This is a genomic window from Mucilaginibacter lappiensis (genome assembly GCF_900155965.1).
GTDB classification, from domain to species: Bacteria; Bacteroidota; Bacteroidia; order Sphingobacteriales; family Sphingobacteriaceae; genus Mucilaginibacter; species Mucilaginibacter lappiensis.
In genome coordinates this window covers 38,374-64,394 of record NZ_FTMG01000009.1, presented here as the reverse complement: position 1 = coordinate 64,394, position 26,021 = coordinate 38,374, and the positions used below count along the sequence as shown (strand labels likewise).

At 41.8% G+C, this 26,021-nt stretch carries 24 protein-coding genes and 1 tRNA gene; 19 read left to right on the top strand and 6 right to left on the bottom strand.

Annotated features, from left to right (window positions below; translation table 11 throughout):
- The first annotated feature begins 19 nt into the window (after positions 1-19).
- The 8 genes from BW976_RS17190 to BW976_RS17155 all read left to right on the top strand — a co-directional run bounded on the left by BW976_RS17190 (position 20) and on the right by BW976_RS17155 (position 8,011).
- Positions 20-1,180, top strand: coding sequence for a glycosyltransferase family 4 protein (locus BW976_RS17190; protein WP_084192239.1), 1,161 nt, complete (start codon positions 20-22; stop codon positions 1,178-1,180).
- A complete protein-coding gene (locus BW976_RS17185; RefSeq protein WP_076374677.1) occupies positions 1,170-2,576 on the top strand; it encodes an exosortase Y-associated Wzy-like protein in 1,407 nt (468 codons plus the stop codon). The genes BW976_RS17190 and BW976_RS17185 overlap by 11 nt, the downstream gene beginning before the upstream one ends.
- The gene (locus tag BW976_RS17180; protein WP_076374676.1) at positions 2,573-3,709 is read left to right on the top strand and encodes an XrtY-associated glycosyltransferase XYAG1; all 1,137 of its coding nucleotides are present in this window, start codon (positions 2,573-2,575) and stop codon (positions 3,707-3,709) included. The genes BW976_RS17185 and BW976_RS17180 overlap by 4 nt, the downstream gene beginning before the upstream one ends.
- Positions 3,706-4,329: a class I SAM-dependent methyltransferase gene (locus BW976_RS17175; RefSeq protein WP_076374674.1), complete on the top strand. Its 624-nt coding sequence runs from the start codon at positions 3,706-3,708 to the stop codon at positions 4,327-4,329. The genes BW976_RS17180 and BW976_RS17175 overlap by 4 nt, the downstream gene beginning before the upstream one ends.
- Entirely contained in the window at positions 4,326-5,198 is an 873-nt protein-coding gene (locus BW976_RS17170) for a glycosyltransferase family 2 protein (protein ID WP_076374672.1), read from the top strand. The genes BW976_RS17175 and BW976_RS17170 overlap by 4 nt, the downstream gene beginning before the upstream one ends.
- A gap of 9 nt (positions 5,199-5,207) precedes the next feature.
- Positions 5,208-5,753 (top strand): exosortase Y, encoded by a 546-nt coding sequence (xrtY, locus tag BW976_RS17165; protein ID WP_076374670.1) that lies wholly within the window; start codon positions 5,208-5,210, stop codon positions 5,751-5,753.
- Between the two features lie 117 nt (positions 5,754-5,870).
- Positions 5,871-6,431 (top strand): putative colanic acid biosynthesis acetyltransferase, encoded by a 561-nt coding sequence (locus BW976_RS17160; protein WP_076374668.1) that lies wholly within the window; start codon positions 5,871-5,873, stop codon positions 6,429-6,431.
- A gap of 8 nt (positions 6,432-6,439) precedes the next feature.
- On the top strand, positions 6,440-8,011 hold the full coding sequence (locus BW976_RS17155) for a hypothetical protein (RefSeq protein WP_139332327.1): 1,572 nt from the start codon (positions 6,440-6,442) through the stop codon (positions 8,009-8,011).
- Between the two features lie 144 nt (positions 8,012-8,155).
- Here the strand turns inward: BW976_RS17155 and obgE are convergent, their stop codons facing one another.
- The 4 genes from obgE to BW976_RS17135 form a co-directional block, all read right to left on the bottom strand.
- Positions 8,156-9,160: a GTPase ObgE gene (gene obgE, locus BW976_RS17150; protein ID WP_076374664.1), complete on the bottom strand. Its 1,005-nt coding sequence runs from the start codon at positions 9,158-9,160 to the stop codon at positions 8,156-8,158.
- 114 nt (positions 9,161-9,274) lie between these two features.
- The gene (locus BW976_RS17145) at positions 9,275-9,847 is read right to left on the bottom strand and encodes an adenylate kinase (RefSeq protein WP_076374662.1); all 573 of its coding nucleotides are present in this window, start codon (positions 9,845-9,847) and stop codon (positions 9,275-9,277) included.
- Between the two features lie 52 nt (positions 9,848-9,899).
- A tRNA-Arg gene (locus tag BW976_RS17140) sits at positions 9,900-9,976 on the bottom strand.
- Between the two features lie 158 nt (positions 9,977-10,134).
- Positions 10,135-10,596 carry a redoxin domain-containing protein gene (locus tag BW976_RS17135; RefSeq protein ID WP_076374660.1) on the bottom strand — a complete coding sequence of 154 codons (462 nt, stop codon included), beginning with the start codon at positions 10,594-10,596 and terminating at the stop codon, positions 10,135-10,137.
- A gap of 89 nt (positions 10,597-10,685) precedes the next feature.
- Here BW976_RS17135 and bla point away from each other — a divergent pair, with 89 nt between their 5' ends.
- The 3 genes from bla (at position 10,686) to BW976_RS17120 (ending at position 13,000) form a co-directional block, all read left to right on the top strand.
- Complete coding sequence (gene bla / locus BW976_RS17130; protein ID WP_076374658.1) at positions 10,686-11,408, top strand: subclass B1 metallo-beta-lactamase; 723 nt, start codon at positions 10,686-10,688, stop codon at positions 11,406-11,408.
- 139 nt (positions 11,409-11,547) lie between these two features.
- The gene (locus BW976_RS17125; RefSeq protein ID WP_076374656.1) at positions 11,548-12,102 is read left to right on the top strand and encodes an ABC transporter permease; all 555 of its coding nucleotides are present in this window, start codon (positions 11,548-11,550) and stop codon (positions 12,100-12,102) included.
- Positions 12,103-12,421: 319 nt separating this feature from the next.
- Positions 12,422-13,000 carry a Crp/Fnr family transcriptional regulator gene (locus BW976_RS17120; protein WP_076374654.1) on the top strand — a complete coding sequence of 193 codons (579 nt, stop codon included), beginning with the start codon at positions 12,422-12,424 and terminating at the stop codon, positions 12,998-13,000.
- A 94-nt stretch (positions 13,001-13,094) separates the two neighbouring features.
- On the opposite strand, the gene BW976_RS17115 is transcribed toward BW976_RS17120, so the two are convergent.
- On the bottom strand, positions 13,095-13,448 hold the full coding sequence (locus BW976_RS17115; RefSeq protein ID WP_076374652.1) for a winged helix-turn-helix transcriptional regulator: 354 nt from the start codon (positions 13,446-13,448) through the stop codon (positions 13,095-13,097).
- 104 nt (positions 13,449-13,552) lie between these two features.
- Between BW976_RS17115 and BW976_RS17110 the strand changes: the two genes are divergently transcribed.
- Both BW976_RS17110 and BW976_RS17105 read left to right on the top strand, forming a co-directional pair.
- Entirely contained in the window at positions 13,553-14,296 is a 744-nt protein-coding gene (locus BW976_RS17110) for an SDR family oxidoreductase (RefSeq protein WP_076374650.1), read from the top strand.
- Positions 14,297-14,608: 312 nt separating this feature from the next.
- Complete coding sequence (locus tag BW976_RS17105) at positions 14,609-15,502, top strand: SDR family oxidoreductase (RefSeq protein WP_076374648.1); 894 nt, start codon at positions 14,609-14,611, stop codon at positions 15,500-15,502.
- A 175-nt stretch (positions 15,503-15,677) separates the two neighbouring features.
- Here the strand turns inward: BW976_RS17105 and BW976_RS17100 are convergent, their stop codons facing one another.
- On the bottom strand, positions 15,678-17,372 hold the full coding sequence (locus BW976_RS17100; protein ID WP_139332326.1) for an IPT/TIG domain-containing protein: 1,695 nt from the start codon (positions 17,370-17,372) through the stop codon (positions 15,678-15,680).
- A gap of 530 nt (positions 17,373-17,902) precedes the next feature.
- Here BW976_RS17100 and BW976_RS17095 point away from each other — a divergent pair.
- From BW976_RS17095 to ilvN, 6 genes are all read left to right on the top strand, one after another.
- The gene (locus BW976_RS17095) at positions 17,903-18,889 is read left to right on the top strand and encodes an NAD(P)H-quinone oxidoreductase (protein ID WP_076374644.1); all 987 of its coding nucleotides are present in this window, start codon (positions 17,903-17,905) and stop codon (positions 18,887-18,889) included.
- A gap of 160 nt (positions 18,890-19,049) precedes the next feature.
- Positions 19,050-20,555 (top strand): F0F1 ATP synthase subunit beta, encoded by a 1,506-nt coding sequence (atpD, locus tag BW976_RS17090; protein ID WP_076374642.1) that lies wholly within the window; start codon positions 19,050-19,052, stop codon positions 20,553-20,555.
- 140 nt (positions 20,556-20,695) lie between these two features.
- Positions 20,696-20,950, top strand: a complete 255-nt coding sequence (gene atpC, locus BW976_RS17085; RefSeq protein WP_076374640.1) for an ATP synthase F1 subunit epsilon — start codon at positions 20,696-20,698, stop codon at positions 20,948-20,950.
- 768 nt (positions 20,951-21,718) lie between these two features.
- Positions 21,719-23,431, top strand: coding sequence for a dihydroxy-acid dehydratase (ilvD, locus tag BW976_RS17075; protein WP_217696270.1), 1,713 nt, complete (start codon positions 21,719-21,721; stop codon positions 23,429-23,431).
- 96 nt (positions 23,432-23,527) lie between these two features.
- Entirely contained in the window at positions 23,528-25,264 is a 1,737-nt protein-coding gene (gene ilvB, locus BW976_RS17070) for a biosynthetic-type acetolactate synthase large subunit (RefSeq protein ID WP_076374636.1), read from the top strand.
- A gap of 52 nt (positions 25,265-25,316) precedes the next feature.
- Positions 25,317-25,970 (top strand): acetolactate synthase small subunit, encoded by a 654-nt coding sequence (gene ilvN, locus BW976_RS17065; protein WP_076374634.1) that lies wholly within the window; start codon positions 25,317-25,319, stop codon positions 25,968-25,970.
- The last annotated feature ends 51 nt before the right edge of the window (positions 25,971-26,021 follow it).

The window sequence follows — 26,021 nt, the reverse complement described above, 5'->3', positions numbered from 1 at the left end:
TCTTGACTCTTCACAAATTATGCGCTTAGCCATTATAACCACCCATCCTGTACAATACTACGCCCCGGTTTTTAAATTGCTGACCGAAAGTCCGGGTATAGAGATCAGGGTATTTTATACCTGGGGCGAAAAAGCTATAGAAAAGTTCGATCCTGGTTTTGGACAGAAAGTTGACTGGGACATTCCGCTGTTGCAGGGATATAATTTTGAATGGGTAATAAACACAGCATCAGACCCGGGCTCGCACCATCGTAACGGGATCATCAACCCTGGCTTAATCGATCAGATTAATCAATGGCAGCCCAATGCTTTATTGGTATTTGGCTGGGCCTTCAACAGCCACTTAAAAGTTATTCGTTATTACCATCATAAGCTGCCCGTATATTTCAGGGGCGACTCTACCCTGCTTGATATAAAACCAGGCATCCGTGCCTTTTTAAGATCTGTTTTTTTAAAATGGGTTTACCGGCACGTTGATCATGCTTTTTATGTGGGGGCCAATAGCAAAACTTATTTTAAAAAATATGGACTGACTGACCAACAACTAACCTTTGCTCCGCACGCCATAGATAACGAAAGATTTAGTGCCGACAGAACTCAGGAAGCTTCACAATTAAGGCAAAACCTGGGTATTGCCGATGATGATACCCTGATACTTTTTGCAGGCAAATTTGAAGCTAAAAAATCGCCTCAGTTACTCATCGACGCTTTTTTGGCTTTAAATAAACCGGCTGCCCATTTATTACTGGTAGGGGGCGGTATTTTAGAGATCCCCTTAAAAACAAGAGCCAGCACAAATAAGCGTATCCATTTTATGGATTTTCAAAATCAATCAGTCATGCCGGTGATTTACCAGGCTGCCGATCTTTTTTGCCTGTCCTCCAAGGGTCCCGGCGAAACCTGGGGACTTGCTGTAAACGAGGCCATGGCTACAGGTACACCCGTACTGGTATCCAACAAAGTGGGCTGTGCTGCCGATTTAGTGATACCCGGAATTACAGGTGATATTTTTGATTCGGAAAATTTATCAGATATTACCCAAAAGCTTGGCACGCTTTTGAAAGACAGATCAAGGTTGAAGGCTTTAGGAGAAAATGCTCAAAATAAAATAACCGACTGGAGTTTTGACAAGCAGGTGGCTGCTATTTTAAATACCGTAAAGCATAATTATGCGAACTAATCAGGCTCCGTTGGAGCGGTTTTTCATATTATTTTTACCCTGGGGGCTCTCCTTTTTATTTAAAGGCGACCCGGTACTCTCCTATTTTATTGCCTGGCTGGGTTCGTTCTTGATATTCTGGCTTACATTAAGCGGATGGGTAAAACCCATACCCGCCGACAGAAGCACTGCAGGCCAATTAATGCGTCCCATCTTTTTAGTTCAGATTATTTTTGCCGGATACATGGCTTGTACTTCCATTTTTTATTTTATGGATGTAATGGGGTATGAAAACTTTGTAAAGCCAGGTTATATTTTAGTCGACCAGGAAAAGCTGCTGCTCACCGCACAATGCCAGCGTTATTATTGTTTGGGACATGCTTCTCTTGTTCTGGGGATGCTCATCTTTATGGATTATCCTGCCAAAAAAATTTATCAGGTAGATACACAAAAACTGGCCAATTTGCTCATGCTATTTGCTATGATTAGTTTCCCTGTATCTATTTTGTTTTTAAGGATTCCCGGGCTATCACAATTTTATTATCAGTTCAACTCGCTCAGCTTTATTGCGGGTACATTGGCTTTGGCATTTGCTATTCCACTTAAAAAAATTGGCAACACACTGGTATGCATTGGTTTTTACTGTTTTAATTTTTATCAGTCGCTCATCTCCGGGTTTAAAGAGCCCATTATTGTAAGCGTAATGGTATTAGGGATATTCCTGTATCCAAGTTATAAAAAGGCAGTTACCTTTACCTTCATCCCCTTATTGCTGTTGTTATTTATTTTTTTGCCTACCTACAATCGTGTTTTTAGACAAAACGCATGGGCGGGTAACAGTAATGCCAGTGAAGCCAGTCAATTGGCATTGGATGCTACCTTAAACAACGATATAGAGGGCGATGATTCCAACTGGTCGTTTTTGGTGAACCGCCTAAGCGAAATAGATATGTTTACCCGTTTTGTACAATCAACCCCCAAACAGGTAGATTATTATGGTTTTACGCTGCTTAAACAATCCGGTACAGCCATCATCCCCCGGATATTCTGGCCCTACAAACCCATTACCGAAGAAATGATCATGGAACGCGTTTACAATGCCGGGGTTATTAACCGTTTCTCCAATGTATCTGCTAAACCTGCATTTATTGTGGATGCTTATCTTTCGGGCGGAGCTTTGGGTATCATTTTATGCTTGTTTGCTTATGGCGCCATCGCTCAACTAATTGCCTTGCAGGCCGAGAAGCTTTTTGGGGGATATATCCTGGGCACTGCACTTATTTTTAGCGGACTATTCCAAATTATGTGGCGCGGACTTAGTTTTGAGTTTTTAATTAACAGCGTGTTCTGGAGTTATATTACCATGCTGATCATTCATAAAATACTTACAGCAACTCATATCCTTCAAAAGGTTTGAAAATTTTACAGATCTCAGCCTCTTACAAACCCGCGTTTATTTATGGCGGCCCCATCATGTCGGTATCCATGTTGTGTGAACAATTGACCAAAGCCGGTTGCGAAATCATGGTGTATACCACAACTGCTAACGGATCAAGTGAACTTACTGTAACTCCAAACCAACCAGTAAATATGGATGGGGTTCCTGTTATCTATTTTAAACGTATCACTAAAGATCATACCCATTTTTCACCGGCCTTATTAAAGTCAGTTTGGCAAAACGTTAAAAAATATGATGTAGTGCATATTCAAGCCTGGTGGAATTTGGTGTCGGTTTTATCCTGCCTCATAGCGGTATGGTGCAAAGTGCCCGTTGTGGTTTCGGCCAGGGGTACATTAAGTCCTTACTCTTTTCAAAACAAAAACGGCATGATAAAATCCCTTATCCATCGTTTGCTTACCAGGCCTTTATTAAAAAGATGCCATATCCACACCACTTCGGCATATGAACAGAGCGCGGTTGATAGTATCATCAGGTATAAAAGCATCGCCACCATTTATAATTTTGTAAAACTACCGGTTTACTATTCCCAGGAACAGAGCGCTATCCCGAGCCCGATCAAATTAATCTTCCTGTCAAGAATAGAAGAAAAAAAGGGCCTGGATATTTTGTTGAACGCCTTGGGGATGGTAAAGATTCCTTTTCATCTTACTATTGCAGGCACTGGTAATAGTACTTACATCGATCAATTGAAATCATTGGCTATTCAAAAAAATATCCATGATAACATCACCTGGACAGGCTTCGTTAACGACTCTAAATTTGAATTGCTCCAGCAGCATCACCTTTTTGTACTACCTTCACATGATGAAAATTTTGGTAATACGGTGATTGAAAGCTTGAGTGTAGGCACAGCGGTACTCATCAGCGAAAGCGTTGGATTAGCCGACTATGTAGAAAAAAATCAGCTTGGCTGGGTATGCCAGCCCAACCAACAATCAGTAAGCGAGGCCATCGAGCGCATCACACAACAGCATACCGATCTGCTTCGTATCAGAAACTCAGCCGGGCCAATTATACGCCATGATTTTAACGAAAGCCGCTTAGTAAACCAATACCTGAACATGTATCAGCAAATTATATCAGCATGACAACGTACCAAGACTATGGATATCCGAACGATAATCCCTGCCACGCGTTTGATTATATGTTGGCTCCCCTGCTTTCATTGCTCAACAAAACAAGCAACAGTTGCATCCTTGATTTAGGCTGCGGTAATGGTTATTTTGTAAATTATCTGATTACACAAGGGTTTAATGCCTACGGTATCGATGCCTCAGAACAAGGCATTGCTATAGCCAATAAAACAAATCCTGGTCATTTTTTTATACAGGATCTGGCAAGCGGGGGTTTGCCGCAGCAAATAAGTCATTTACCTTTTGATACCATTGTTTCAACAGAAGTTATCGAGCATCTTTATGATCCATATTTGTTCATCAGCCTTTGTAAAGAGATACTAAGCAAAACCAATGGCGAGCTAATTTTATCAACTCCTTATCATGGTTATTTAAAAAACTTATTTATTAGTTTATTCGATAAATGGGATACACACATTAGCCCGTTATGGCAGGGTGGGCATATTAAATTCTGGTCGGTTAAAACATTATCGGCCATATTGCAGGAGCATGGTTTTAAAGTAACTGATTTTAAAGGCAGCGGGCGGATACCCTACTTTTGGAAATCAATGATCGTAAAAGCAAATCTTAGATGAGCCAAAGTATTGACATTGTTATATTAACATTTAACGAGGAAAGAAACATTGAGGCCTGCCTTCAAAGTGTATCAGCGTTAAACGCGAAAATATTTATTGTCGACTCCAGCTCTACCGATCGTACTTTAGCTATATGTGAGTCCTATAACACCCATGTTTTTCATCATCCATTTGAGAATTATGCTTCGCAACGAAACTGGGCCCTGCAAAATTTACCACTCGAAGCCGAATGGACACTTAACATCGACGCCGATCACCGGGTTACCGAAGCCCTGGCAAATGAGCTGACTGATTTGTTTAGGCATGATATAGATACCGGGGTCAATGGTTTTTTAATAAGCCGCCAAACCTTATTCATGGATAAATGGATAAAACACGGCGGCCATTATCCAACGTATCATGCCAACTTGTTTCGCAAAGGTTTTGGCCATTGCGAAGAAAAGCTATACGATCAGCATTTTGTAGTCACCGGTAAAACAAACATCCTTAAAAACGATATTATAGATATTATTACCGATTCTGTAAATACTTTTATTATCCGGCACAACCATTGGGCTACGCTTGAAGCCCGGCACTTGTTTGCCCTGCAAACACAAACCACCGGGCATGATACCCAATTGATTAAACCCAGACTGTTGGGCAACCCGATGGAACGAAGGCGATATATGAAAAAACAATATGAATCGTTCCCACTGTTTATAAGACCGGTTTTTTATTTTATGATCAGATATTTTATCAGATTGGGTTTCTTAGATGGTACCAGGGGCTTTATATTTCATTTTTTACAAGGCTTTTGGTTTAGGTTTTTAATTGATGTAAAGCTTTATGAACTTAGGCGTTCACAAAACAGTAAACACATGCAGCGTTAGTTATTGAACATGAAAAACCCGGCAATCAGATTTATAGTTACCTTTCTTTTTCTGTTCCTGCTGTTCTATTATTTCAATTTAGCATTTATAGGCCTCGCCAGTCCCGGAAATTATTACAGTTCCTTTTTAGCCGGGCACTTCAATTATATTCAATGGTTACGTTCGCTTTTACTATCGTGCAGCGCCTTAATACTTAAAGCCTTTGGTTTTGATGTAATTTACAACCATATCGATTTGTTGGTGGCGGGCAAAGGTACCATCAGGTTAGCCTATGATTGCCTGGGCCTGGGGGTAATGAGCTTCTTTACTGCCTTTGTAATTGCTTATCCTAAGAAACTAAGATCAAAGCTCTGGTTTCTGATTTCTGGATTATTAGGCATCCAGTTTTTAAACATTATACGGTTTGTGCTGTTAGCTTTGTTTTGGAGTAAAAAAACAAACAGGATAGTTGATCATCATACTATTTTTAATATCATTATCTATATATTGATTATGATCTGTCTTTATTTTTGGGTAAAAAGAGAACCAGGAGTCAAGAATCAGGAATCAAGATAAGGACCAAAAAACAAATGATTTATAAAAAATTTATTTCTTTATTGAAATTACAAACAAGAGCAAGTCATTTTTTCTTAATTCTTGATTCTAATATCTTGATTCTTACATCTAAGAAGCATGCATAAAACCGATCTATCTACCTATAACAATTATCCTTTTCATCCGGGGGGCAATGCTGTAAAAAGGTTATTGTGGTTTTACGTAAATGCTTTATTCTTTAAAACCAGCCTGGTGCCTGTTAGTGGGTTTAAGGTATTTTTGCTTCGGGTATTTGGCGCAAAGGTGGGTAAAAACGTAACTATTAAACCTTGTGTAAACATCAAATATCCCTGGCACCTGAATATCGGCGATGAAAGCTGGATAGGCGAAAAGGTATGGATAGACAGTTTGATTACCATCAGTATCGGCGCCCATGTATGCCTTTCGCAAGGGGCTGTGTTGCTCACCGGCAGTCACGATTATAAAAAAAAAAGTTTTAACCTCATAACCAAACCACTTATTATAGAAGATGGTGCCTGGATAGGTGCCGGTGCCATCGTAAACCAGGGCATTACAATTGCCAGCCATGCAGTACTAACCAGTGGCTCTGTGGCTACCAGAAACCTCGAAGCGTACAGTGTATACCAGGGTAACCCCGCCGTAAAAATCCGCGACCGCATTATCACACATCAACCCTAAAACTTAATATGCCAGCACAAAAGTCTCACATCCACCAAATTATTTTAGCTGCCCTGGGCATCCTCGTCCTTATTCTGGGTACGATGATATACCTTTACCCTACCTCAATTTTTCCCGATTCATGCTGGGGTTTCCAGGTATTACGTGCTATGCAAATGGGGGGCGGTTTTAACATGGCCATAAAGCCCGATCCTGCTGATGTTGCAAAAAATTCAGCAGAGTTTTTAACCTGGTGGTCGCCGGGACAGTACCTTGTGCCTTATGTTTTTAAGTTGATACTGGGCATTAATACCGGCAAGGCGGCGGCGGTTACGGTTACTTTATTCACTTTATCTGGTTTAGGTGGCTTTTACCTGTTATTTAAAAAAGTGGGTTTTACACCGTTGGTTGCTGCAGTCAGCGTGCTGGTTATTGCCTGTCAGCAGGCTTTTATTGTCCCTTATATTTTTTATAACGGCGGCGAAGTTTTACTTTTCGGCTTCGCTGGATGGTTTCTGTATGGCTGTGCGGCTATTGATAAACCAGGATGGAAAATAGTAGTTTTTTTGCTACTCTCTGGCTGGATGGGCTTTTGCTGCAAATCATCCTTTTTGTGGATTTATGGGGCCGGTTGTATTTATCTATGGATCACGCTCTCCTCTGGCCAAACCACTATATGGGGATGGATAAAAAAAGGATTCTGGATTGGCACTCCTGCCATACTATCATTAGCGGTGATATACAAATTTTATTTATCCAGGGGCGCCACACCTGCCTCCGGAGCAGGAAGTATCAAGCTAGCCTGGGAAACTTTTAGCTTCCCGATGGCGGCGCCTATATTGGCGGGCTTCTCGGTCGATGACATCATGAACGGACTAATATATCATGACGATACACCTATATTAAACCATTTCTGGTCGGTACTCATCGTAGTGTTAGCCGCGGTACTCAGTATTTTATTGGTACGCCGGATAGTGCAAAAAGCCCCAGATAAAAAATATGCCTTGCTGCTGATCGTTTTCTATTCCGTTGCCATATTGTTTTTTGGATACAACTTTTTAAAGCAGGCATATATTTCTTACGAAGCCAGGCACCTCCGTTTAATTGGCCTGTTAATTATACCGGGAGTGGTGTATTTGGTAAGCCAGAGCGGTATATTTTACAAAACGGCGTTTGGGTTTATTTGTATGGTGATCGCCTTTTTTAGCTTTCGCTATTTTGTGCCCGGTTATCTGCAAAACAAAACCGTGAATGCCAGAGGTACCTCTGGTTTGGCTCAAATGTTTATTGATCAGCCCTCATTAAACTATATTATGGACCTCGACAAAAAGAACAACAACGCCCTTTTTGTATTTACCAGTCCGGATCTGGGCCTCGAGATCAACCATAACCGTTTTATTACTTTAGAGGCTATCGATTCGGATATTAAAATTGATTATGATAGCTACGTACATTACGGTCACGCCGGACCTATTTTTATCCTCTTACCCGCAAGTTATATGGGGCCAAAATCAAACATTATACGCAAGTGTTTCCCGGGCTATACGGGCTTTAAAATGGATATGCTGAGCAATGATTATGTGCTATACTCAGCCAAGTAGAGTAGAGGCAAGATATTAGAGTCAAGAATCAAGATAAAACACATCGCTCCAGGTAGTCTAGAAACTCCAGACATAGCAATCGGAAGTCAGAGACTTCGGACAGCGCTTTCTTGATTCTTGGTTCTTATCTCTTGACTCTTAATTCTAAGCGCCTTTATTAATTTCCGTCCAGAGAAGATCTTTCAGTTCTGTGAGGTTCTTTTGTGCCACGGAGGATATAAACAAGGAAGGAACGCCCTCAGGGAGTTCTTTTTTCATTTCTGCCTGCAGCTCGTCATCAAGCATATCCATTTTGGTTACTGCCAAAACGCGGGGCTTGTGCATCAACTCAGCATTGTATTGCTCCAGCTCGTTCAGTAATATCTCGTATTCTTCTTTAATGGTGCGGTTAGTATCGGCAGGTACCATGAATAATAGTACCGAGTTACGTTCAATGTGCCTTAGGAATCTAAAGCCCAAACCTTTGCCTTGTGATGCCCCTTCGATAATTCCAGGAATATCGGCCATTACAAATGATCGGTTATTACGGTATGATACGATACCCAGGTTGGGCACCAGCGTAGTAAAAGCATAATCGGCAATCTCGGGCTTGGCAGCAGATACTACCGAAAGCAGGGTTGATTTACCCGCGTTAGGGAAACCTACCAAACCTACATCGGCTAATATTTTCAGCTCCAGTATATTCCAGTCTTCCTTGCCATCTTCGCCGGGTTGGGCAAAACGGGGTGTTTGCTGGGTAGCGGTTTTAAAGTGCCAGTTACCCAAGCCACCGCGACCGCCGGGTGTTAATATTTTTGTTTCGCCATCCTGGGTTATCTCAAAAATGATCTCTCCCGTTTCGGCATTTTTTACAGTGGTACCCAGGGGTACTTCCAATATCTCGTCGCGCCCGGTTTTTCCGCTTCTTAAAGAACTTCCGCCTGAATCACCGTCGCCGGCAATCACGTGTTTACGGTATTTGAGGTGAAGCATTGTCCACAACTGGGCATTCCCTTTGATGATCACATGACCGCCTCTGCCGCCATCGCCACCATCCGGACCACCTTTGGATGTTAATATATCACGGTGTAAATGAGCAGAGCCCGACCCTCCGTGGCCAGAACGGCAACAGATTTTCACATAATCAACAAAATTGGAACCCTGCGACATTTCTTTTTGATTTCGGATTTCGGAATTAGGATTTGGGATGTTTTAAATTGAGAAACTTTTGATTTTATGATGAATACATAAATCCAAAATCGAACATCCGAACTCCGAAATCAATTAATATTCTTCGATAACAGTATCAATTGCACCATATATCTGGTCAATTGAACCTATACCATTTATGCTGGTAAACTTATGCTGGTTTTTATAAAAATTAGCAACCGGCGCTGTTTTATCGTTATACTCTTTAATACGTTTGCGGATAACTTCCGGGTTGGCATCATCCGGGCGACCAGATTCTTTTCCGCGTAATAAAAGGCGGTGTTCCAGTTCGTCGTCATTTACCTCCAGGGCTATCATACCAGATATGGCCGATTCTTTTGATTTCAGCAGTTGATCTAATGCTTCGGCTTGAGCCACGGTACGTGGGAAGCCATCAAATATAAACCCTTCGGCATCTTTATTGGCATCCAGCTTATTGCTGATCATACCTATAACTACCTCGTCCGGAACCAGCATCCCCTCATCCATCAGTTTCTTTGCCTCTAAACCAAGCGTTGTTCCTTGTGCAATTTCGCCGCGTAATAGGTCGCCTGTTGAAAGGTGTATTAAACCGTGTTTTTCAATAAGCTTTTGCGACTGAGTCCCTTTCCCTGCTCCGGGAGGGCCAAACAATACCAGATTTAGCATGCTCTATACAAATTAAAAGCCTTTCGGTACTACACAGAAAGGCTTAACGTTATGGTGCACTTGAAGGGAGTCGAACCCCTAACCTCCTGATCCGTAGTCAGGTGCTCTATCCAATTGAGCTACAAGTGCTTTTTGAAACGGAATGCAAAAATAGAATTTTTCACCGTCCGTTGCAAACTTTTTTAAAATAACTTTCTGATTTATTTTTTCGGAATAGCCAAATAGCTGTTTGATGCTTACTAACCTGTTTTATTTTTTTGAACCTGCGGCTCAGCATCGGCCTAAAACTACTTTACTATCTCGGCTATAGCTGCAAAATCGGGCAGTTGGCCGGCATCTTCCAGTACTTCGGCATAAATAATGTTTTGCTCTTCGTCAATTACAAAGGCAGAGCGTTTGGATACGCCTTTCAGGCCCAGTGCAAATTCTTCGTACAAAGCGCCATAAGCAGACGATACTTCTTTGTTAAAATCAGACAGCAGATCGAACTGGTAATTGTTTTCGGCCTTGAATTTGGCCAGTGTAAAAGGCGAATCGACAGATATGCCCAATATCACAGCATTCAATCCGTCGTAATACCCAAAGCTATCGCGCATGGTGCACAGTTGCGTAGTGCAAACACCGGTAAAAGCTAAGGGAAAGAAATGAATAACTACTTTTTTGCCTTTAAAATCGGCCAATGATACCGACTTGATATCGGTTGATAATAAGGAGAATTGAGGTGCCGCCTGGCCTGCTTTTAGTGTCATAGTTAATTTTTTATTACAAATAAAAAAAAATTAACGGCTTTATTAGTAATCAACAGGTAATTAATTCGTTCTTCATATAATTTTGAATCATGAAATATATATTGTTCGCTTTATTCCTGCTATCGTCCGTTTTCGCCAAAGCACAAAGCAAGCCTTTCCGCATCAGTACAAAACATTTAACGGGTAATGTATATGTATATATTTCCTACGGACTGCCCGATGGTAAAACACCGTTCCCGGCCAATGGCCTTTATATTGTAACACCAGCCGGCATCATACTAATTGATACCCCCTGGGACGAAGATCAGACCCGGCAACTGATAGATACCATTAAACAACGTTATCATCAAAAGATAGCGCTTTGCATAGCAACCCATTTCCATACCGACCGTACCGCAGGGCTCGACGTGTTAAAAAAGAACGGCACTAAAACCTACACCACCGTGTTAACCAAACAGCTGGCCAAACAACATAACGATAAACAACCCGAGTTTACTTTTACCAAAGACACCGTTTTTAATGTTGGTGGTGTAAAAGTGCAAACGTATTTCCCAGGCGAAGGTCATACTAAAGACAATATTGTGATCTGGCTTCCTCAAACCAAAGTATTATTTGGCGGCTGCCTCATCAAAAGCATGGATACCAACGAGCAAGGCTACACAGCCGACGGCAATATTACCGAATGGCCACTGAGCGTAACCCGGGTTAAAAACCATTTTAACGACATTAAATACCTTATTCCCGGCCACCAGGGCTGGCAGGGTGGCACGCAGATGCTTGACCATACTATTGACATAGCGAAGCAAAAGTAGATCTTGCCCCAAAACCGGCAAACATTGATCGGCACCAAAAATTGAAAGATGTTGATTTAACTTTATTTAACAAATTGATATAGGTGTTGTAAAAGATTTTAATTTCAACTCCCTCCGCGAAAATATTACACCCGTAGTGATGTTTTTGTCTCAGGATAAGGGCGCATTGAGTATCAGGGTGAATACTCATAATTATCAGGCTTTTGTGGCCCAGGTAAAACAATTATGGAAAAACATGAGTCCTAACGAACACTTTGAATATTCATTTATGGACGAAGATTTTGATGCTGCCTATCGTTCAGAACAACGCACCGGAAAATTATTTTTATCCTTTACCACACTGGCCGTGATCATTGCCTGCCTGGGCCTTTTTAGCCTGGCTGCATACGCCGCCGAGCAGCGTAACAAGGAAATAGGCATACGCAAAATATTGGGTGCCGGTGTTTCCACAATAGTAGCTATGCTCTCTAAAGATTTCATCAAGCTGGTTTTTATTTCTATTATTATCGCTACCCCGCTGGCCTGGTTAATGATGAATAAATGGCTGCAGGGATATGCCTACCGGCAAAATATCCAGTGGTGGATGCTGCTTTCAGCAGGTGCGGGTGCGCTTGTTATTGCCATTGTTACCATTAGCTCACAATCATTCAAAGCCGCACGGAGCAATCCTGTTGATAGCTTAAGGAGTGAGTAAGCAGATTTATAAATTTCATAAGGGACATTCGCGATACGCATGCATCAACTGAAGAATGAAGTTAACCCGTAGCATGTACGAAAGCCGCATTGAGAATTTTGTTTGGCTAAAGCCCTTTTCAAATCCTGCTATCCTCCCCATAAATGGAAAGGCAATGAATTTTGTTTTTATTTTTCATTGCCGTTCGGCTTCAGTCAACGGTTAAATAAAAAATACTAAAAAGGCTTTAGCCCAAACTTCCTACAACTCATCATCTAAAAGTGATTTTCTTGTAGTGTTATAACCCTCTTCCAGTATTTTCCTTATTTTTGATGATACTATGCACGCCGGATTTGAAGCTTACCTTAAGGAGAATATGCAGCTGCCTGATGACGAGTTCAGGCTGATGTGTTCTTTTGCTGTTGAAAGAAAATTACAAAGGAAACAGGTACTGTTGCGGGAAGGCGAAATATGCCGCTTCAAGATATTTGTGTGCAAAGGCCTGATACGCACCTACCGTACCCGCGAAGATGGCACGGAACATATTATCCAGTTTTCGCCGGAGAATTTTTGGGTTACCGAGCCGGATAGTTTACATAACAGTACTCCCTCCCGTTATTATATCGATGTATTAGAAGACAGTGAGATTATCTTCTGGACCAAAAGTGACTTTGATTTCTTATATGAGCAGGTGCCCCGCTTAAAATATTTTACGGAGCGGCTGATCTCCCGTAATGTTACTTTGGGCCGCGATCGCATATTTAGCACCATCAGCTCAACACCCGAAGAAAAATACGATGAGTTTGTACAAATCTACCCCACCGTATTTGTACGTGTGCCCCTGCACATGATCGCTTCATACCTCGGAATCTCACTCAAAACCCTTACCCGCGTGCGGCACGCTCAGCTCAAACGATAGATGAAGCGTTTTCATAAACACTCTTTCAGTTTTTAAATTAATCTAATTGAATTACCGAGGTATGCTGAATTCCAAAAGTGAATTTTAACTTTTATTATATATCCTCTATAATCGCCTTTCTATGTTTTATTCCCCAGTCGGCAAGCTCATCAATGATGGTTTGCAACGTTCTGCCATATTCGGTTAAATTATACTGAACCGTAACAGGTTGAGTGTCTAAAACAGTTCGTTTTATCAGTTTATTCATTTCCAGCTCCTTTAATTCCTTACTCAGCATTTTGTTTGATATGCCATGTACATCATTCAATATATCAGAAAATCTTCTTTCGTTATAATAGCAAATGGAGGATATGATAGAGATTTTCCATTTTCCACTCAATACGTCCATTGCATCATGGACAGCCATGATTTCTTTTTTGTGCCCTGGAAGGCATACGTTGTCAGCCATAAGTTACCTAGTTACTCAAATGTTACTGTTACTTTTTGTTACAAAGTAACTAAAATAAACTCAATCATCATAAGTTTGCATGGTAAACAACAAAAATTTTAATCATGAATTTTAACAATAAAAACGTAGTTATAACAGGCGGAACCACAGGGATTGGATTCGCAACCGCAAAAGCATTTATTAACGCCGGGGCAAATGTTTGGATTACAGGCAGAAGTGCCGGTAATCTACAAAAAGCAACCGAAGAGATTAACAGTGTGAAATTGAAAACTGTGGTTTCGGACACTTCAAATTTAGCGGATATTTCCATTTTGGAAAAAGCAATCGCGGAAAGCGGAGAAAAATTAGATGTCCTTTTCCTTAACGCAGGAATAGGGACATTTGCGCCAATTGAACAAGCAACAGAAGCAGATTTTGACGCGCAATTTAACACCAATGTAAAAGGTCATTTCTTTACGTTGCAAAAGCTTATTCCGCATTTGGCAAACGGATCGGCCGTAGTGTTTACTTCATCAACGGTAGCAACCGCTTCAAATTCGGGAACCAGCGTTTATTCCGCAACCAAGGGAGCGTTAAACAAAATTGCACAAATAGCTGCAAACGAATTGGCCGAAAGAAAAATCCGCGTAAATATTATCAGTCCGGGCCCGGTTCAAACACCCGGGTTAGAATATGCTGTACCTGCGGAAGCTAAGGTGCATTTAGCCGCCGCTACAGCCCTGCAAAGATTGGGCGATCCCGATGAAATTGCAAAAACAGTATTATTCCTGGCTTCTGACGATGCAAGTTTTATTACCGGGACGGAACTCATAGCTGATGGTGGCTATCTTAATTACGGACTAAAATAATTCAACAATAAGCTAAATACAGAAAATAGCAATTGCCGTATAATAACTGCAATTGCTGCTTTTTTATCCGTCCTTTTCAGCTACCGCGAGATTAGCGCAGCGTATCTCGTGAGACGCATGTTTGAAGCTTTCAGCTTCTGCCGGTTGTTCAGCTGAAAGCTGAAGCCATGTTGCCCACGAGTTGAAAACTCGCGGGAGTGACAAATTACCTAAATAAAAACAGCGTCAAATGTCCTCTTTTCCCGATGAGGTATTGGCCAATTTTGAATCGTTAAAACGATTCAATTTTTTATTTATCTAATCAAAAAAAACATGCGTGTATTTGTAACAGGCGCTACAGGTTTTGTAGGCTCAGCCATAGTTCAGGAATTAATAAACGCGGGGCATCAGGTGCTTGGGCTCACGCGTTCAGATGCGGGTGCAAAAACCCTTATTGCCGCCGGCGCCGAGGTACATCGGGGTGATCTGACCGATCTCGAAAGTATACAGTCGGGAGTGGCCATGGCTGATGGCGTAATCCATACCGGCTTTATACATGATTTTACCCAATTTAAAGCCAGCTGTGAAACAGACCGGCAAGTGATACAAGCGATTGGCTCAGCGCTTATCGGATCCAATCGCCCGTTGATTATTACCTCAGGCACCGGACTGGTAAAAGGTAATCCTCTGGCTACCGAAGATATTATACCCGATTTCAACACCTCATCTTTTCCCCGTGTGGCTACAGAAGAAGCAGCAATGGCCGTAGCGGCCCAGGGTGTACATACAATAGTATTACGCCTGCCACCAACCGTACACGGCGATGGCGACCATGGCTTTGTGCCAGTACTTATCGGCCTTGCCCGCGAAAAAGGAGTTTCGGCTTATGTAGGTGATGGAATTAACCACTGGGCTGCCGTGCACCGCCTGGATGCAGCCCGCTTATACCGGCTCGCCCTCGAAAAAGGTATCGCAGGTGCCAGGTATCATGCGGCTGCCGAAGAAGGTGTACCCTTCCGCGACATGGCCGGCGTAATCGGCCGGCAACTGAATGTACCGGTTGTGAGCAAAACCCACGAAGAAGCTGCTGATCATTTTGGCTGGTTCGGGCATTTCGCTGGCATGGACAACCAGGTTTCCAGCGCCCAAACCCGCAGGCAACTGGGCTGGCAGCCAAACGGCATTGGCCTTATTTCCGATTTGGAACAGGGAAGCTACTTCGGGTAGTGAAAAACGACTGTCTACAACTTTATTTAAAAACGCACCCCGTAAGGTTTCTGTTTAGGAGCATCCTTATGGAATGCGTTTTTTTATGCCCCTGATATGAAAGAGAGTATTTCATCAATATAGCTACTAACATACTACGCCCTCACATCCTCACATAATGTTATTATTAATTCGATCAGGGTAGCATAAGTGCTTCGTAAAGGTTATTTTGGGATTCAGAAGCGTCATAACTCAGCATATATATTTTCCCTCCCGAAATAAAAGCGAAATCCAATTCGTCACTATAAGGATCAACTTTAACGGGCTCAAATTCCCAATGATCTGAAGCCGGATCGTAGCTAAAAATGTCGCGGTTGCTATTACCTACATTCTGAACCAGATAGCCTTTTAAAGTATATATTTTATTTTTGTAGGCCACAACACCTACTTGAGTACGTGGCTCAAGTGCATTTTGTATGCCTGTCCAGGTGTTGGCAGCGGGATTGTACTTATAGCCCTCAAACCAACCACCGCAAAGTACATAAGCTATATTATTAATCACAACTGATTGCGCTAACGCCATTGGGTAACCATCCTCAAAACCTTTTCGCATATCGGCTATCTGTGCCCATGTGTTTGTTGCGGGTGTGTAAACATACCAATCATCTATTGATTTTCTGATATTATCAACATAATGAGCTCCGGCCCCCATGTACAATTTACCACCAATTCCAAACATAACCGGATCATTTCGTTGCGGTCCAATAAAATTAGCTTTGGTTGTCCAGGTGCCGGATGTAGGATCGCATTCATAAAAGGTGTCAGGACCGTTCGAATTGTACAAGTATATCTTGCTTCCGTTTGTACCTACACGGTAACTGCCTTTAACAGTAGTTATTGGATTACCGATTTTTGTCCAGGAAAAATCAGTCTGATTAAAACGCCATAAATAAAATCCATCATCTCTGAAGCCTTTTATCTGAGCAACAACATATACCTGGGAACCAATAATAAGTGGGGTAGCATTATATGCCGAAAATGGAATACCCTTGCTTACCATAACCCAGTTGTCCTTAATTTTCAGATCTACCGGATAAGTCACCTCATATTCCAATAACTTTATCTTGATCGTGGTTTTACGACCCGGATACGTCTTGTACGGAACATTGAATGATATCACTCCGTTGTTCTCTATAGTCGCGCCCACCTGTTCATCGTCTAAATACACGAAAAAAGGCCCTAGCGGGTGAAAATATTTTCCGGTAATGACCACTTTATCTCCGATAAACGCTTCGGGGGTAATGTTAGTGATCACAGGTTTTAAAACTTCGAAAGTGGAACCAGCTAAAGCCGTTTGCAATTGCGATGTGACACTGATTGTTGTATGTATGCTTTTAATATCGTCGGGCACTAACACTTTAAGCGATTGCTTTGATAAGCCAACAACCTTTGCTTCGGTATCACCAAACTTAACATGGAGCTTGAAAGTAGAAAAATGATTGCCTTTTATAATCACCGTATCACCTATGGCTTGCGTTGGGGTAAAAGAGGTGATCAGCGGTGCATTCAACGTTATATAATTTTTCAGTTCAATGGTCTGATCTTTATATTTAATATATACAGAGGTAGTGAGCTGATCGTCAAAAGAATTGGGTACAATACACCGTATCTCGCTTCCATTATTTGATATCACAGTTGCTTGATTTTCACCAAAAAACACACTCGCATCCAGGGGTATGTTTTTACCTGTAAGTATTATTTCATCGCCCCAGTCTGCTTTTATTGTGCTTTGTACAGGAGTTATTTGAGGAGCGTTACTGCCAGCATTGTCTTTTTTGCAGGCTACAATAAATATAAGGATCACGAAGACCCATATTAGTCTTTTATGCATGATGAGGTTCAGGAATACCAAAATGAGCTACTAAATTTTTTGTAAATATATACATAAAGCAGTATAGAGCTGCCGTAATGTTCATCTACCTGCCAAACATCCAACTGTAAATATTGATACAAATGGGGTTGCTCTGTTTATCATAATTGCAATCATTCAAAGCAACGCGGAATGCTACAGAACTAATTCTATTTCTACTTAAAATTCAGTATATTTGTATAAACGGCAGCCCGTTTCTCTTCAATAAAAAGAGAAACGGGCTGTTTAGTTAAGGGATAAAAGAAGCTAAAAATTGAGCAATTTTATCATAGTTGCTTGACAAGCAATTTTTTAAAACTTTTTAAAGTTTTAAAAACACGTAAAAACCATGTTAAAATTTGTTAAAAAGTGTTAAAATCGGTGATTTTGAATCAATTTTTAAGCGTTTTTATCCCGTTTTTGAGCAGAAAAGTGTTAAAATTTAAGGTTTAAAAAGTTTTTGAGAGCTGAAATCGCTAATTCACTAAATCAATAATTCAGTAATTAAATAAATGAAGGCAATTGTTATAACTCAGCCGGGTGCACCTTCTGTTTTGCAGATCGCCGAAAAACCGAAACCCGGCTATGCCCCTAACGAGGTACTGGTAAAAGTGATGGCTGCCGGGGTTAATCGCCCGGATGTAAAACAACGCGAGGGTAAATATCCTCCGCCAGCCGGTGTGGTACAGGATATCCCCGGCCTGGAAATAGCCGGCACCATAATTGAAATCGGCGCGGCGGTTACCCAATGGAAAATTGGCGACAAAGTTTGCGCCCTGGTAGCAGGAGGCGGTTATGCCGAATACTGCAATGCCCCGGAGGGTCAATGCCTGCCTGTTCCTGAGGGACTTTCCTTTATAGAAGCAGCCTCGCTCCCTGAAACATTTTTTACCGTTTGGAGTAATGTATTTGATCGTGCCAACCTCAAAGGCGTTGAAACATTGTTGGTACACGGTGGCTCGAGCGGCATAGGGGTTACAGCTATACAAATAGCGAAAGCCTTGGGGCACCCGGTTTATGTTACCGCCGGATCTGATGAAAAGTGCCGCTTTTGCGAGCAATTAGGCGCTTCTAAAGCCATTAACTATAAAACTGAAAGCTTTGCCGATTTAATCAAACAGCTAACCAATGGCAAAGGGGTCGATGTGATACTGGACATGATAGGCGGCGATTATACACCGGGCAATATCCAGTCGTTGGCAGTTGAAGGTCGCCTGGTGATGATCAATACCATGAAAGGCAAGGATGCCCAGGTTGATCTGTCGCAGGTAATGATGAAAAGACTGGTGATCACTGGCTCCACATTGCGGGCACGGGACGTGGAGTTTAAAGCCGCAATAGCTCAAAATCTAAAAAAAACTATCTGGCCCCTGCTAATATCAGGACAAATAAAACCGGTTATCTACAAAGTTTTTAAAGCCGAAGAAGCCGCGCAGGCTCATGAGCTGATGGAAAGCAGCGCACACATAGGCAAAATTATGTTGAGTTTTGCGCATTAAAAACGTCAAAACGGGTGTGCAGAAAATATATGCAAAAATGTTGACATTGCTATTTAAATATTTGGATAGAAATCTTAACTTTGCGCCTCTGAAATAGCATCTTATATTTAAACAGTAACAACTATTTCGCAGAAAAATTCTTTAAACACCAGGTTATAGTATGCCAAACATTGGAAAAATATCACGGATCATTGGTCCGGTAGTTGACGTAAGTTTCGCTGATGATGCTCATCTTCCCAAGATTTATGATGCGTTAGAGATCACGAAAGATAATGGCCAAAAAGTAATTTTAGAAGTTCAACAGCATTTGGGTGAAGATCGTGTACGTGCGATCGCGATGGATTCGACAGACGGATTGCTACGTGGCATGAAAGTGTTGGATACCGAAGCCGCTATCAAAATGCCGGTTGGCGAAAACATTAAAGGTCGCGTGTTCAACGTAGTTGGTGATGCTATTGACGGTATCGCAAACTTAGATAAATCTAATGGCCGTCCTATCCACAATGTACCTCCGCGTTTCGAAGATCTATCTACCGAAACTGAAGTATTGTTCACAGGTATCAAAGTTATTGACCTGTTAGAGCCTTATGCTAAAGGTGGTAAAATTGGATTGTTTGGTGGTGCCGGTGTAGGTAAAACCGTATTAATTCAGGAATTGATCAACAATATTGCCAAGGCTTACTCTGGTTTATCAGTATTTGCCGGTGTAGGTGAGCGTACCCGTGAAGGTAATGACCTTTTGCGTGAGATGCTTGAATCGGGCATTATTAAATATGGCGATGGCTTTATGCACTCGATGGAAGAAGGCGGTTGGGACTTATCAAAAGTTGATACCGAAGCTTTAAAAGAGTCAAAAGCAACATTCGTTTTCGGACAAATGAACGAGCCTCCAGGTGCACGTGCACGTGTGGCTTTATCAGGCTTAACTATTGCCGAGTATTTCCGTGATGGTGAAGAAGATGGTAAAGGCCGTGATATCTTGTTCTTTATCGATAACATTTTCCGCTTTACACAAGCAGGTTCTGAAGTATCGGCGCTATTAGGTCGTATGCCATCAGCGGTAGGTTACCAGCCAACACTGGCTACCGAAATGGGTACCATGCAAGAGCGTATCACCTCAACTAAAAGAGGTTCAATTACCTCAGTACAGGCCGTTTACGTACCTGCGGATGACTTGACCGACCCTGCGCCGGCAACAACCTTCGCTCACTTAGATGCAACAACTGTACTTTCACGTAAAATTGCCGAGTTAGGTATCTACCCTGCTGTGGATCCATTGGATTCTACATCACGTATCCTTAGCCCAGCTGTTTTAGGCGATGAGCACTACAACACCGCTCAACGTGTTAAAGAAACTTTACAACGTTACAAAGAGTTACAGGATATCATCGCGATCCTGGGTATGGACGAGTTATCTGAAGAAGATAAACTGGTTGTATCACGTGCGCGTCGTGTTCAGCGTTTCCTGTCACAACCATTCCACGTGGCCGAGCAATTTACCGGCTTAAAAGGTGTATTGGTTGATATCAAAGAAACCATCAAAGGTTTCAACATGATCATGGACGGTGAAGTGGATGAATATCCAGAAGCAGCTTTCAACTTAGTAGGCAGCATCGAAGACGCCATTGAAAAAGGTAAAAAACTATTAGCTGAGGCTAATAACTAAGATAGGAGATTTGAGATATGAGATTTGAGATTAGCTTTTCAAATCTTATATCTCCTATTAAAAACAAGAGATATAAAGATATGGTAGTAAAGAGGCGTTTGTCTCAAATCTCACATCTAATATCTCACATCTAATCAAACATGACATTAGAAATTCTTACTCCCGATAAAAAAGTGTACGAGGGCGAAGCCACATCGGTAACCGTTCCCGGTACTTTGGGATTATTTGAAATATTAAACCACCACGCGCCTATCATCTCTACTTTACAGGATGGTAAATTAACTGTGCGCGGTGGCAGCGCTGCTAAAGAAGAAGTTTTCTTTATTAAAGGCGGTGTGGTTGAAGTATTAAACAATAAGGTCATTATTCTTGCTGAAGGCATTCAGCACAAATAGTCCTTATACCTACATTTACAAAAAACGTCCGGGTATAATACCCCGGACGTTTTTTTTTGACATTTTTTTCGACAGGGGATTTAACAAACTATGTCAACCATCAATTGGCGTAGAGTCTTGAGTTGGGGAGTAACTCAATTAATAAAAAAGGTGGGTTTACATGGTTTACACTTTTTATGGTTAACATACATTTAAATAATTGTAAATCAATTCATTGTGTTTTATTTCTTCAAAAAAGTGTAAACCATGTTTTTGGGATAATATTATGGGCTAAACATCAATTCATAAGCAACATGACATTAGCCGATACTGAACAAAGTGAATCCTTTTTTTATCGGCCCCTGCTCAAAAGTTGTTTAAATTAACGGGGGTAAATTTTAAGGCAATTTATACATAGAATTAAGCAATATCATTAAGCAGCAATTACACCATGCAAAGCAGCCGAATTTTTACAAATCCGCTAACAGGTTTAGCTATTTCAGGCAGAAAATCGGCAACTTACTATGCATGCATAAAAAATGTACCGAATACCGTTTTGAACTTTGGTATATTTTATAACATACATTATTGCTATATTTTTATTTTAAACAGAATTAAATTTCATATTTACAATAAAAACAACATAAAATACTTTTTTCAAAAAAAATTCGTAGCTATTGCTATTCTTTATTGCTATATCTACCTTACAAATACAGATTCGTACTGTACGAATAAACCAGGATCAACAGGCAGAATTATTTACAAATTAGTCTATCATACCAAATAAAAATGAGTTCATCATCAGATACTACAGCGGCTATAGAATTGAATAAGTACAGCAAAACTTTTACGCAGGACGAAACACAACCTGCTGCCAAGGCCATGTTATACGGCATAGGTTTAACCGACGACGACATGGAAAAAGCACAAGTTGGAGTAGCCAGCATGGGTTACGATGGTAACACCTGCAATATGCACCTGAACGATCTGGCCAAGTTGGTTAAACAAGGTATCTGGGATGAGGATATGGTAGGCCTGATATTCCATACCATTGGCGTAAGCGACGGTATGAGCAATGGTACAGAGGGTATGCGCTACTCATTAATGAGCCGCGACATCATTGCCGATTCTATTGAAGCGGTTACCGGTGCACAGTATTATGATGGTTTAATTACCCTACCGGGCTGTGATAAAAACATGCCAGGCTCCATTATGGCCATGGGGCGTTTAAACCGCCCGTCTATTATGGTATATGGTGGCACTATTAAACCAGGTCACTGGAAAGGTGAAGACTTGAACATTGTATCGGCATTTGAGGCTTTAGGTAAAAAGATTGCGGGCCAGATAGATGACGTTGATTTTATGGGCGTAATTAAAAACGCTTGTCCAAGCGCTGGTGCATGCGGTGGTATCTATACAGCCAATACCATGGCGGCTGCTATTGAAGCATTAGGTATGAGTTTGCCATACTCGTCATCAAACCCGGCATTAAGCGAAGATAAAAAAGCAGAATGCCTTGCCGCCGGTAAAGCGATCAAGGTATTGTTAGAAAAAGATATTAAACCATCAGACATCATGACCCGTGAGGCATTTGAAAATGCTATAGTAGTGATCATGGTATTGGGTGGCTCAACCAACGCGGTATTGCACTTGATAGCCATGGCCAAAAGCGTTGATGTTAAAGTAACCCAGGATGATTTCCAAACCGTAAGTAACCGTATCCCGGTACTGGCCGATATGAAGCCAAGCGGTAAGTACATGATGGAAGACCTGCACAAGGTTGGCGGTGTACCTGCTGTAATGAAATATTGCCTTAGCCAGGGATGGCTGAATGGGGATTGCCTTACTGTTACCGGCAAAACCATTGCTGAGAATTTAGCAGATGTTCCGGAGATCAATTTCGAAACACAAACTATAATCCGCCCGGCCGAAAAACCAATTAAAGCTACCGGTCACCTACAGATATTGTACGGAAATCTTGCCGAAGGTGGCAGCGTAGCCAAGATTACAGGTAAAGAAGGCACCAGCTTTGAAGGCCCTGCCCGTGTATTTGATGGCGAATTTGAATTGATACACGGCATACAAAGCGGACGTGTTAAGTCTGGAGATGTAGTGGTTATTCGTAACGTGGGCCCTAAAGGTGCTCCGGGTATGCCAGAAATGTTAAAACCTACCTCTGCCATATTTGGCGCCGGGCTGGGTAGTTCGGTAGCATTAATTACCGACGGACGTTTTTCAGGCGGAACACACGGCTTTGTAGTTGGTCACATTACACCCGAGGCCTATGATGGCGGCGGTATCGCTTTTGTGAAAGACGAAGATCGGATATTTATTGATGCGATTAACCGCACCATCAACGTACTCATCAGTGATGAAGAATTTGCCGCACGTAAAGCAGCCTGGAAACAACCTGCTTTAAAGGTATCCAAAGGTTTATTATACCGTTACGCCAAAACAGTAAGTACCGCTGCCGAAGGTTGTGTAACTGACGAAATGCCGTAAGGTTATACCTAATTAAAATTGCTAATAAATAAAAACGTATCACGTAAAACGTACTACGTAAAACAACAATAAACATACAACATAATACCCAACACTATGGAAGTTGCACAGGAAACATTAACTACACCCGCACCAACAACAGCGGTAGAAGTTTCAGGATCAGTAGCATTATTGGAGGCATTAATTGTTGAAGGTGTTGATACCATCTTTGGCTACCCGGGTGGCGCTATCATGCCCATCTATGATGCTCTATTTGATTATAATGATAAACTGAACCACATCCTGGTCCGTCATGAACAAGGTGGTATCCATGCAGGTCAAGGCTACGCCCGTACTTCTGGTAAAGTGGGTGTTGTATTTGCAACCAGCGGTCCTGGTGCAACCAACCTGGTAACCGGCTTAGCCGACGCTCAGATAGACAGCACGCCTGTAGTATGTATCACCGGACAAGTGTTCGCTCATTTATTGGGTACCGATGCCTTCCAGGAAACCGACGTGATCAACATCACCACTCCGGTAACCAAATGGAATTACCAGGTAACGGACGCCAACGAGATCCCTGAGGTTATCGCCAAAGCTTTCTATATAGCCAAAAGCGGCCGCCCCGGACCGGTATTGATCGACATTACCAAAAACGCACAAATACAAAAATTTAACTTTGAGGGTTATACAAAATGTAACCATATCCGTAGCTACAGGCCAAAACCTATTGTGCGTACACAATACGTTCAGGAAGCTGCCGCGCTGATCAATCAGGCTAAAAAGCCATTTATCATTTGGGGCCAGGGTGTAATCCTGGGCACTGCCGAACAGGAGTTTAAAGCTTTTGTTGAAAAAAGCGGTATCCCTGCAGCATGGACTGTTTTAGGTGCCGGTGCCATCCCTACAGAGCATCCTTTAAACGTAGGTATGTTGGGTATGCACGGTAATTACGGCCCTAATGTATTAACTAACGAATGCGATGTGCTGATTGCTATCGGTATGCGCTTTGATGATCGTGTAACTGGCCGTTTGGATAAATATGCTAAGCAAGCCAAGGTGGTACATCTGGATATTGATCCGGCGGAGATTGACAAAAACGTAAAATCAACTGTACCGGTATGGGGCGACTGTAAAGAGACCCTTCCTATGCTGACTAAACTAATTGAAGAAAAGAAGCATACCGAATGGCTGAATACCTTTAACGAATACACTCAGAAAGAAATTGAAGCCGTAATTCATGACGAATTGAACCCTACCACCCCAGAAATGACCATGGGCGAGGTGATCAAACAATTGAATGAAATTACAAAAGGTGAGGCTATTATTGTAACCGATGTTGGTCAGCACCAGATGGTGGCCTGTCGTTATGCCAAATTCAATAAAACACGCAGCAACGTTACCAGTGGCGGTTTAGGTACTATGGGCTTTGCCCTGCCTGCAGCTATCGGCGCTAAATTTGGCGCCCAGGACCGCACTGTTGTTGCTATTATTGGCGATGGCGGTTTCCAGATGACCTTGCAGGAATTAGGTACTATTATGCAAACTGGTATAGATGTAAAGATCATCATCCTGAACAACCGTTTCCTGGGTATGGTTAGGCAATGGCAGGAGTTATTTAATGAGCGCCGTTATTCGTTTGTAGATATCCAAAGCCCTGATTTTGTTGCGGTTGCTGCTGCATACAGAATTGCCGGTAAAATGATCGATGATCGTAAAGATTTGCCTGCTGCATTAAATGAAATGCTGAGCACCAAAGGATCATTCCTTTTAGAAGTAATGGTAACAAAAGAGAACAACGTGTTCCCGATGGTACCGCAAGGATGCAGCGTAGCCGAGATCAGGTTGAAATAAAAGCCCCACCCGACCTCCCCGGAAGGGAGGAGTTTAAAAAAGACAATAAAAAATGGAAAACAACAATAAAGTTATAAATCATAAAGTCTCCCCTGCCGGGGGAGATTTAGAGGGGGCTTCTAAACAAGAATTTAACATCACGGTATACACCGAAAATCAGATAGGCCTGCTAACACGCATAGCCATCATATTTTCGCGCCGTAAGATCAATATCGAAAGCCTGAATACGTCTCCATCCGAGATCGATAAAATTCACCGCTTTAACATTGTGATCACCGAATCGGAAGAAGTGGTACACAAGCTTGTTCGCCAGATAGAAAAACAGGTGGAAGTACTGAAAGCCTATTATCATACCAATGCCGATGTGATTTGGCAGGAATTAGCGTTATATAAAGTATCAACCGATGTTATTGCCGAAAAAGTGAGTGTTGAACGTCTATTGCGTGAAAACGGTGCACGGGTAGTTGTACTTCGTAAAGATTATACGGTATTTGAAACCACTGGTCACCGTGAGGAAACTGACAATTTGATCAGTATATTGCAGCCCTTCGGCCTAATCGAGTTTGTACGCAGCGCTCGTGTAGCCATTATTAAAGATAGTGATGGTTTTAACCGTAAACTACGCGAATTTGAAAGACTGGAACCAGGCGAAGAAGTAATAGAAAACGAATACCTTAACCAAGGCGAAAAAGTATTTACAATGTAAGTTAAGAGCCGAAAGCTTCTTATCTTTATAAGCAATAAAATTTAAACTTTA

Coding starts and splice junctions, on each gene's coding strand:
- BW976_RS17190 (WP_084192239.1), top strand. CDS start 20: ATGCGCTTAGCCATTATAACCACCCATCCTGTACAATACTACGCCCCG.
- BW976_RS17185 (WP_076374677.1), top strand. CDS start 1,170: ATGCGAACTAATCAGGCTCCGTTGGAGCGGTTTTTCATATTATTTTTA.
- BW976_RS17175 (WP_076374674.1), top strand. CDS start 3,706: ATGACAACGTACCAAGACTATGGATATCCGAACGATAATCCCTGCCAC.
- BW976_RS17170 (WP_076374672.1), top strand. CDS start 4,326: ATGAGCCAAAGTATTGACATTGTTATATTAACATTTAACGAGGAAAGA.
- xrtY (WP_076374670.1), top strand. CDS start 5,208: ATGAAAAACCCGGCAATCAGATTTATAGTTACCTTTCTTTTTCTGTTC.
- BW976_RS17160 (WP_076374668.1), top strand. CDS start 5,871: ATGCATAAAACCGATCTATCTACCTATAACAATTATCCTTTTCATCCG.
- BW976_RS17155 (WP_139332327.1), top strand. CDS start 6,440: ATGCCAGCACAAAAGTCTCACATCCACCAAATTATTTTAGCTGCCCTG.
- obgE (WP_076374664.1), bottom strand. CDS start 9,160: ATGTCGCAGGGTTCCAATTTTGTTGATTATGTGAAAATCTGTTGCCGT.
- BW976_RS17145 (WP_076374662.1), bottom strand. CDS start 9,847: ATGCTAAATCTGGTATTGTTTGGCCCTCCCGGAGCAGGGAAAGGGACT.
- BW976_RS17135 (WP_076374660.1), bottom strand. CDS start 10,596: ATGACACTAAAAGCAGGCCAGGCGGCACCTCAATTCTCCTTATTATCA.
- bla (WP_076374658.1), top strand. CDS start 10,686: ATGAAATATATATTGTTCGCTTTATTCCTGCTATCGTCCGTTTTCGCC.
- BW976_RS17125 (WP_076374656.1), top strand. CDS start 11,548: ATGTTTTTGTCTCAGGATAAGGGCGCATTGAGTATCAGGGTGAATACT.
- BW976_RS17120 (WP_076374654.1), top strand. CDS start 12,422: ATGCACGCCGGATTTGAAGCTTACCTTAAGGAGAATATGCAGCTGCCT.
- BW976_RS17115 (WP_076374652.1), bottom strand. CDS start 13,448: ATGGCTGACAACGTATGCCTTCCAGGGCACAAAAAAGAAATCATGGCT.
- BW976_RS17110 (WP_076374650.1), top strand. CDS start 13,553: ATGAATTTTAACAATAAAAACGTAGTTATAACAGGCGGAACCACAGGG.
- BW976_RS17105 (WP_076374648.1), top strand. CDS start 14,609: ATGCGTGTATTTGTAACAGGCGCTACAGGTTTTGTAGGCTCAGCCATA.
- BW976_RS17100 (WP_139332326.1), bottom strand. CDS start 17,372: ATGCATAAAAGACTAATATGGGTCTTCGTGATCCTTATATTTATTGTA.
- BW976_RS17095 (WP_076374644.1), top strand. CDS start 17,903: ATGAAGGCAATTGTTATAACTCAGCCGGGTGCACCTTCTGTTTTGCAG.
- atpD (WP_076374642.1), top strand. CDS start 19,050: ATGCCAAACATTGGAAAAATATCACGGATCATTGGTCCGGTAGTTGAC.
- atpC (WP_076374640.1), top strand. CDS start 20,696: ATGACATTAGAAATTCTTACTCCCGATAAAAAAGTGTACGAGGGCGAA.
- ilvD (WP_217696270.1), top strand. CDS start 21,719: ATGAGTTCATCATCAGATACTACAGCGGCTATAGAATTGAATAAGTAC.
- ilvB (WP_076374636.1), top strand. CDS start 23,528: ATGGAAGTTGCACAGGAAACATTAACTACACCCGCACCAACAACAGCG.
- ilvN (WP_076374634.1), top strand. CDS start 25,317: ATGGAAAACAACAATAAAGTTATAAATCATAAAGTCTCCCCTGCCGGG.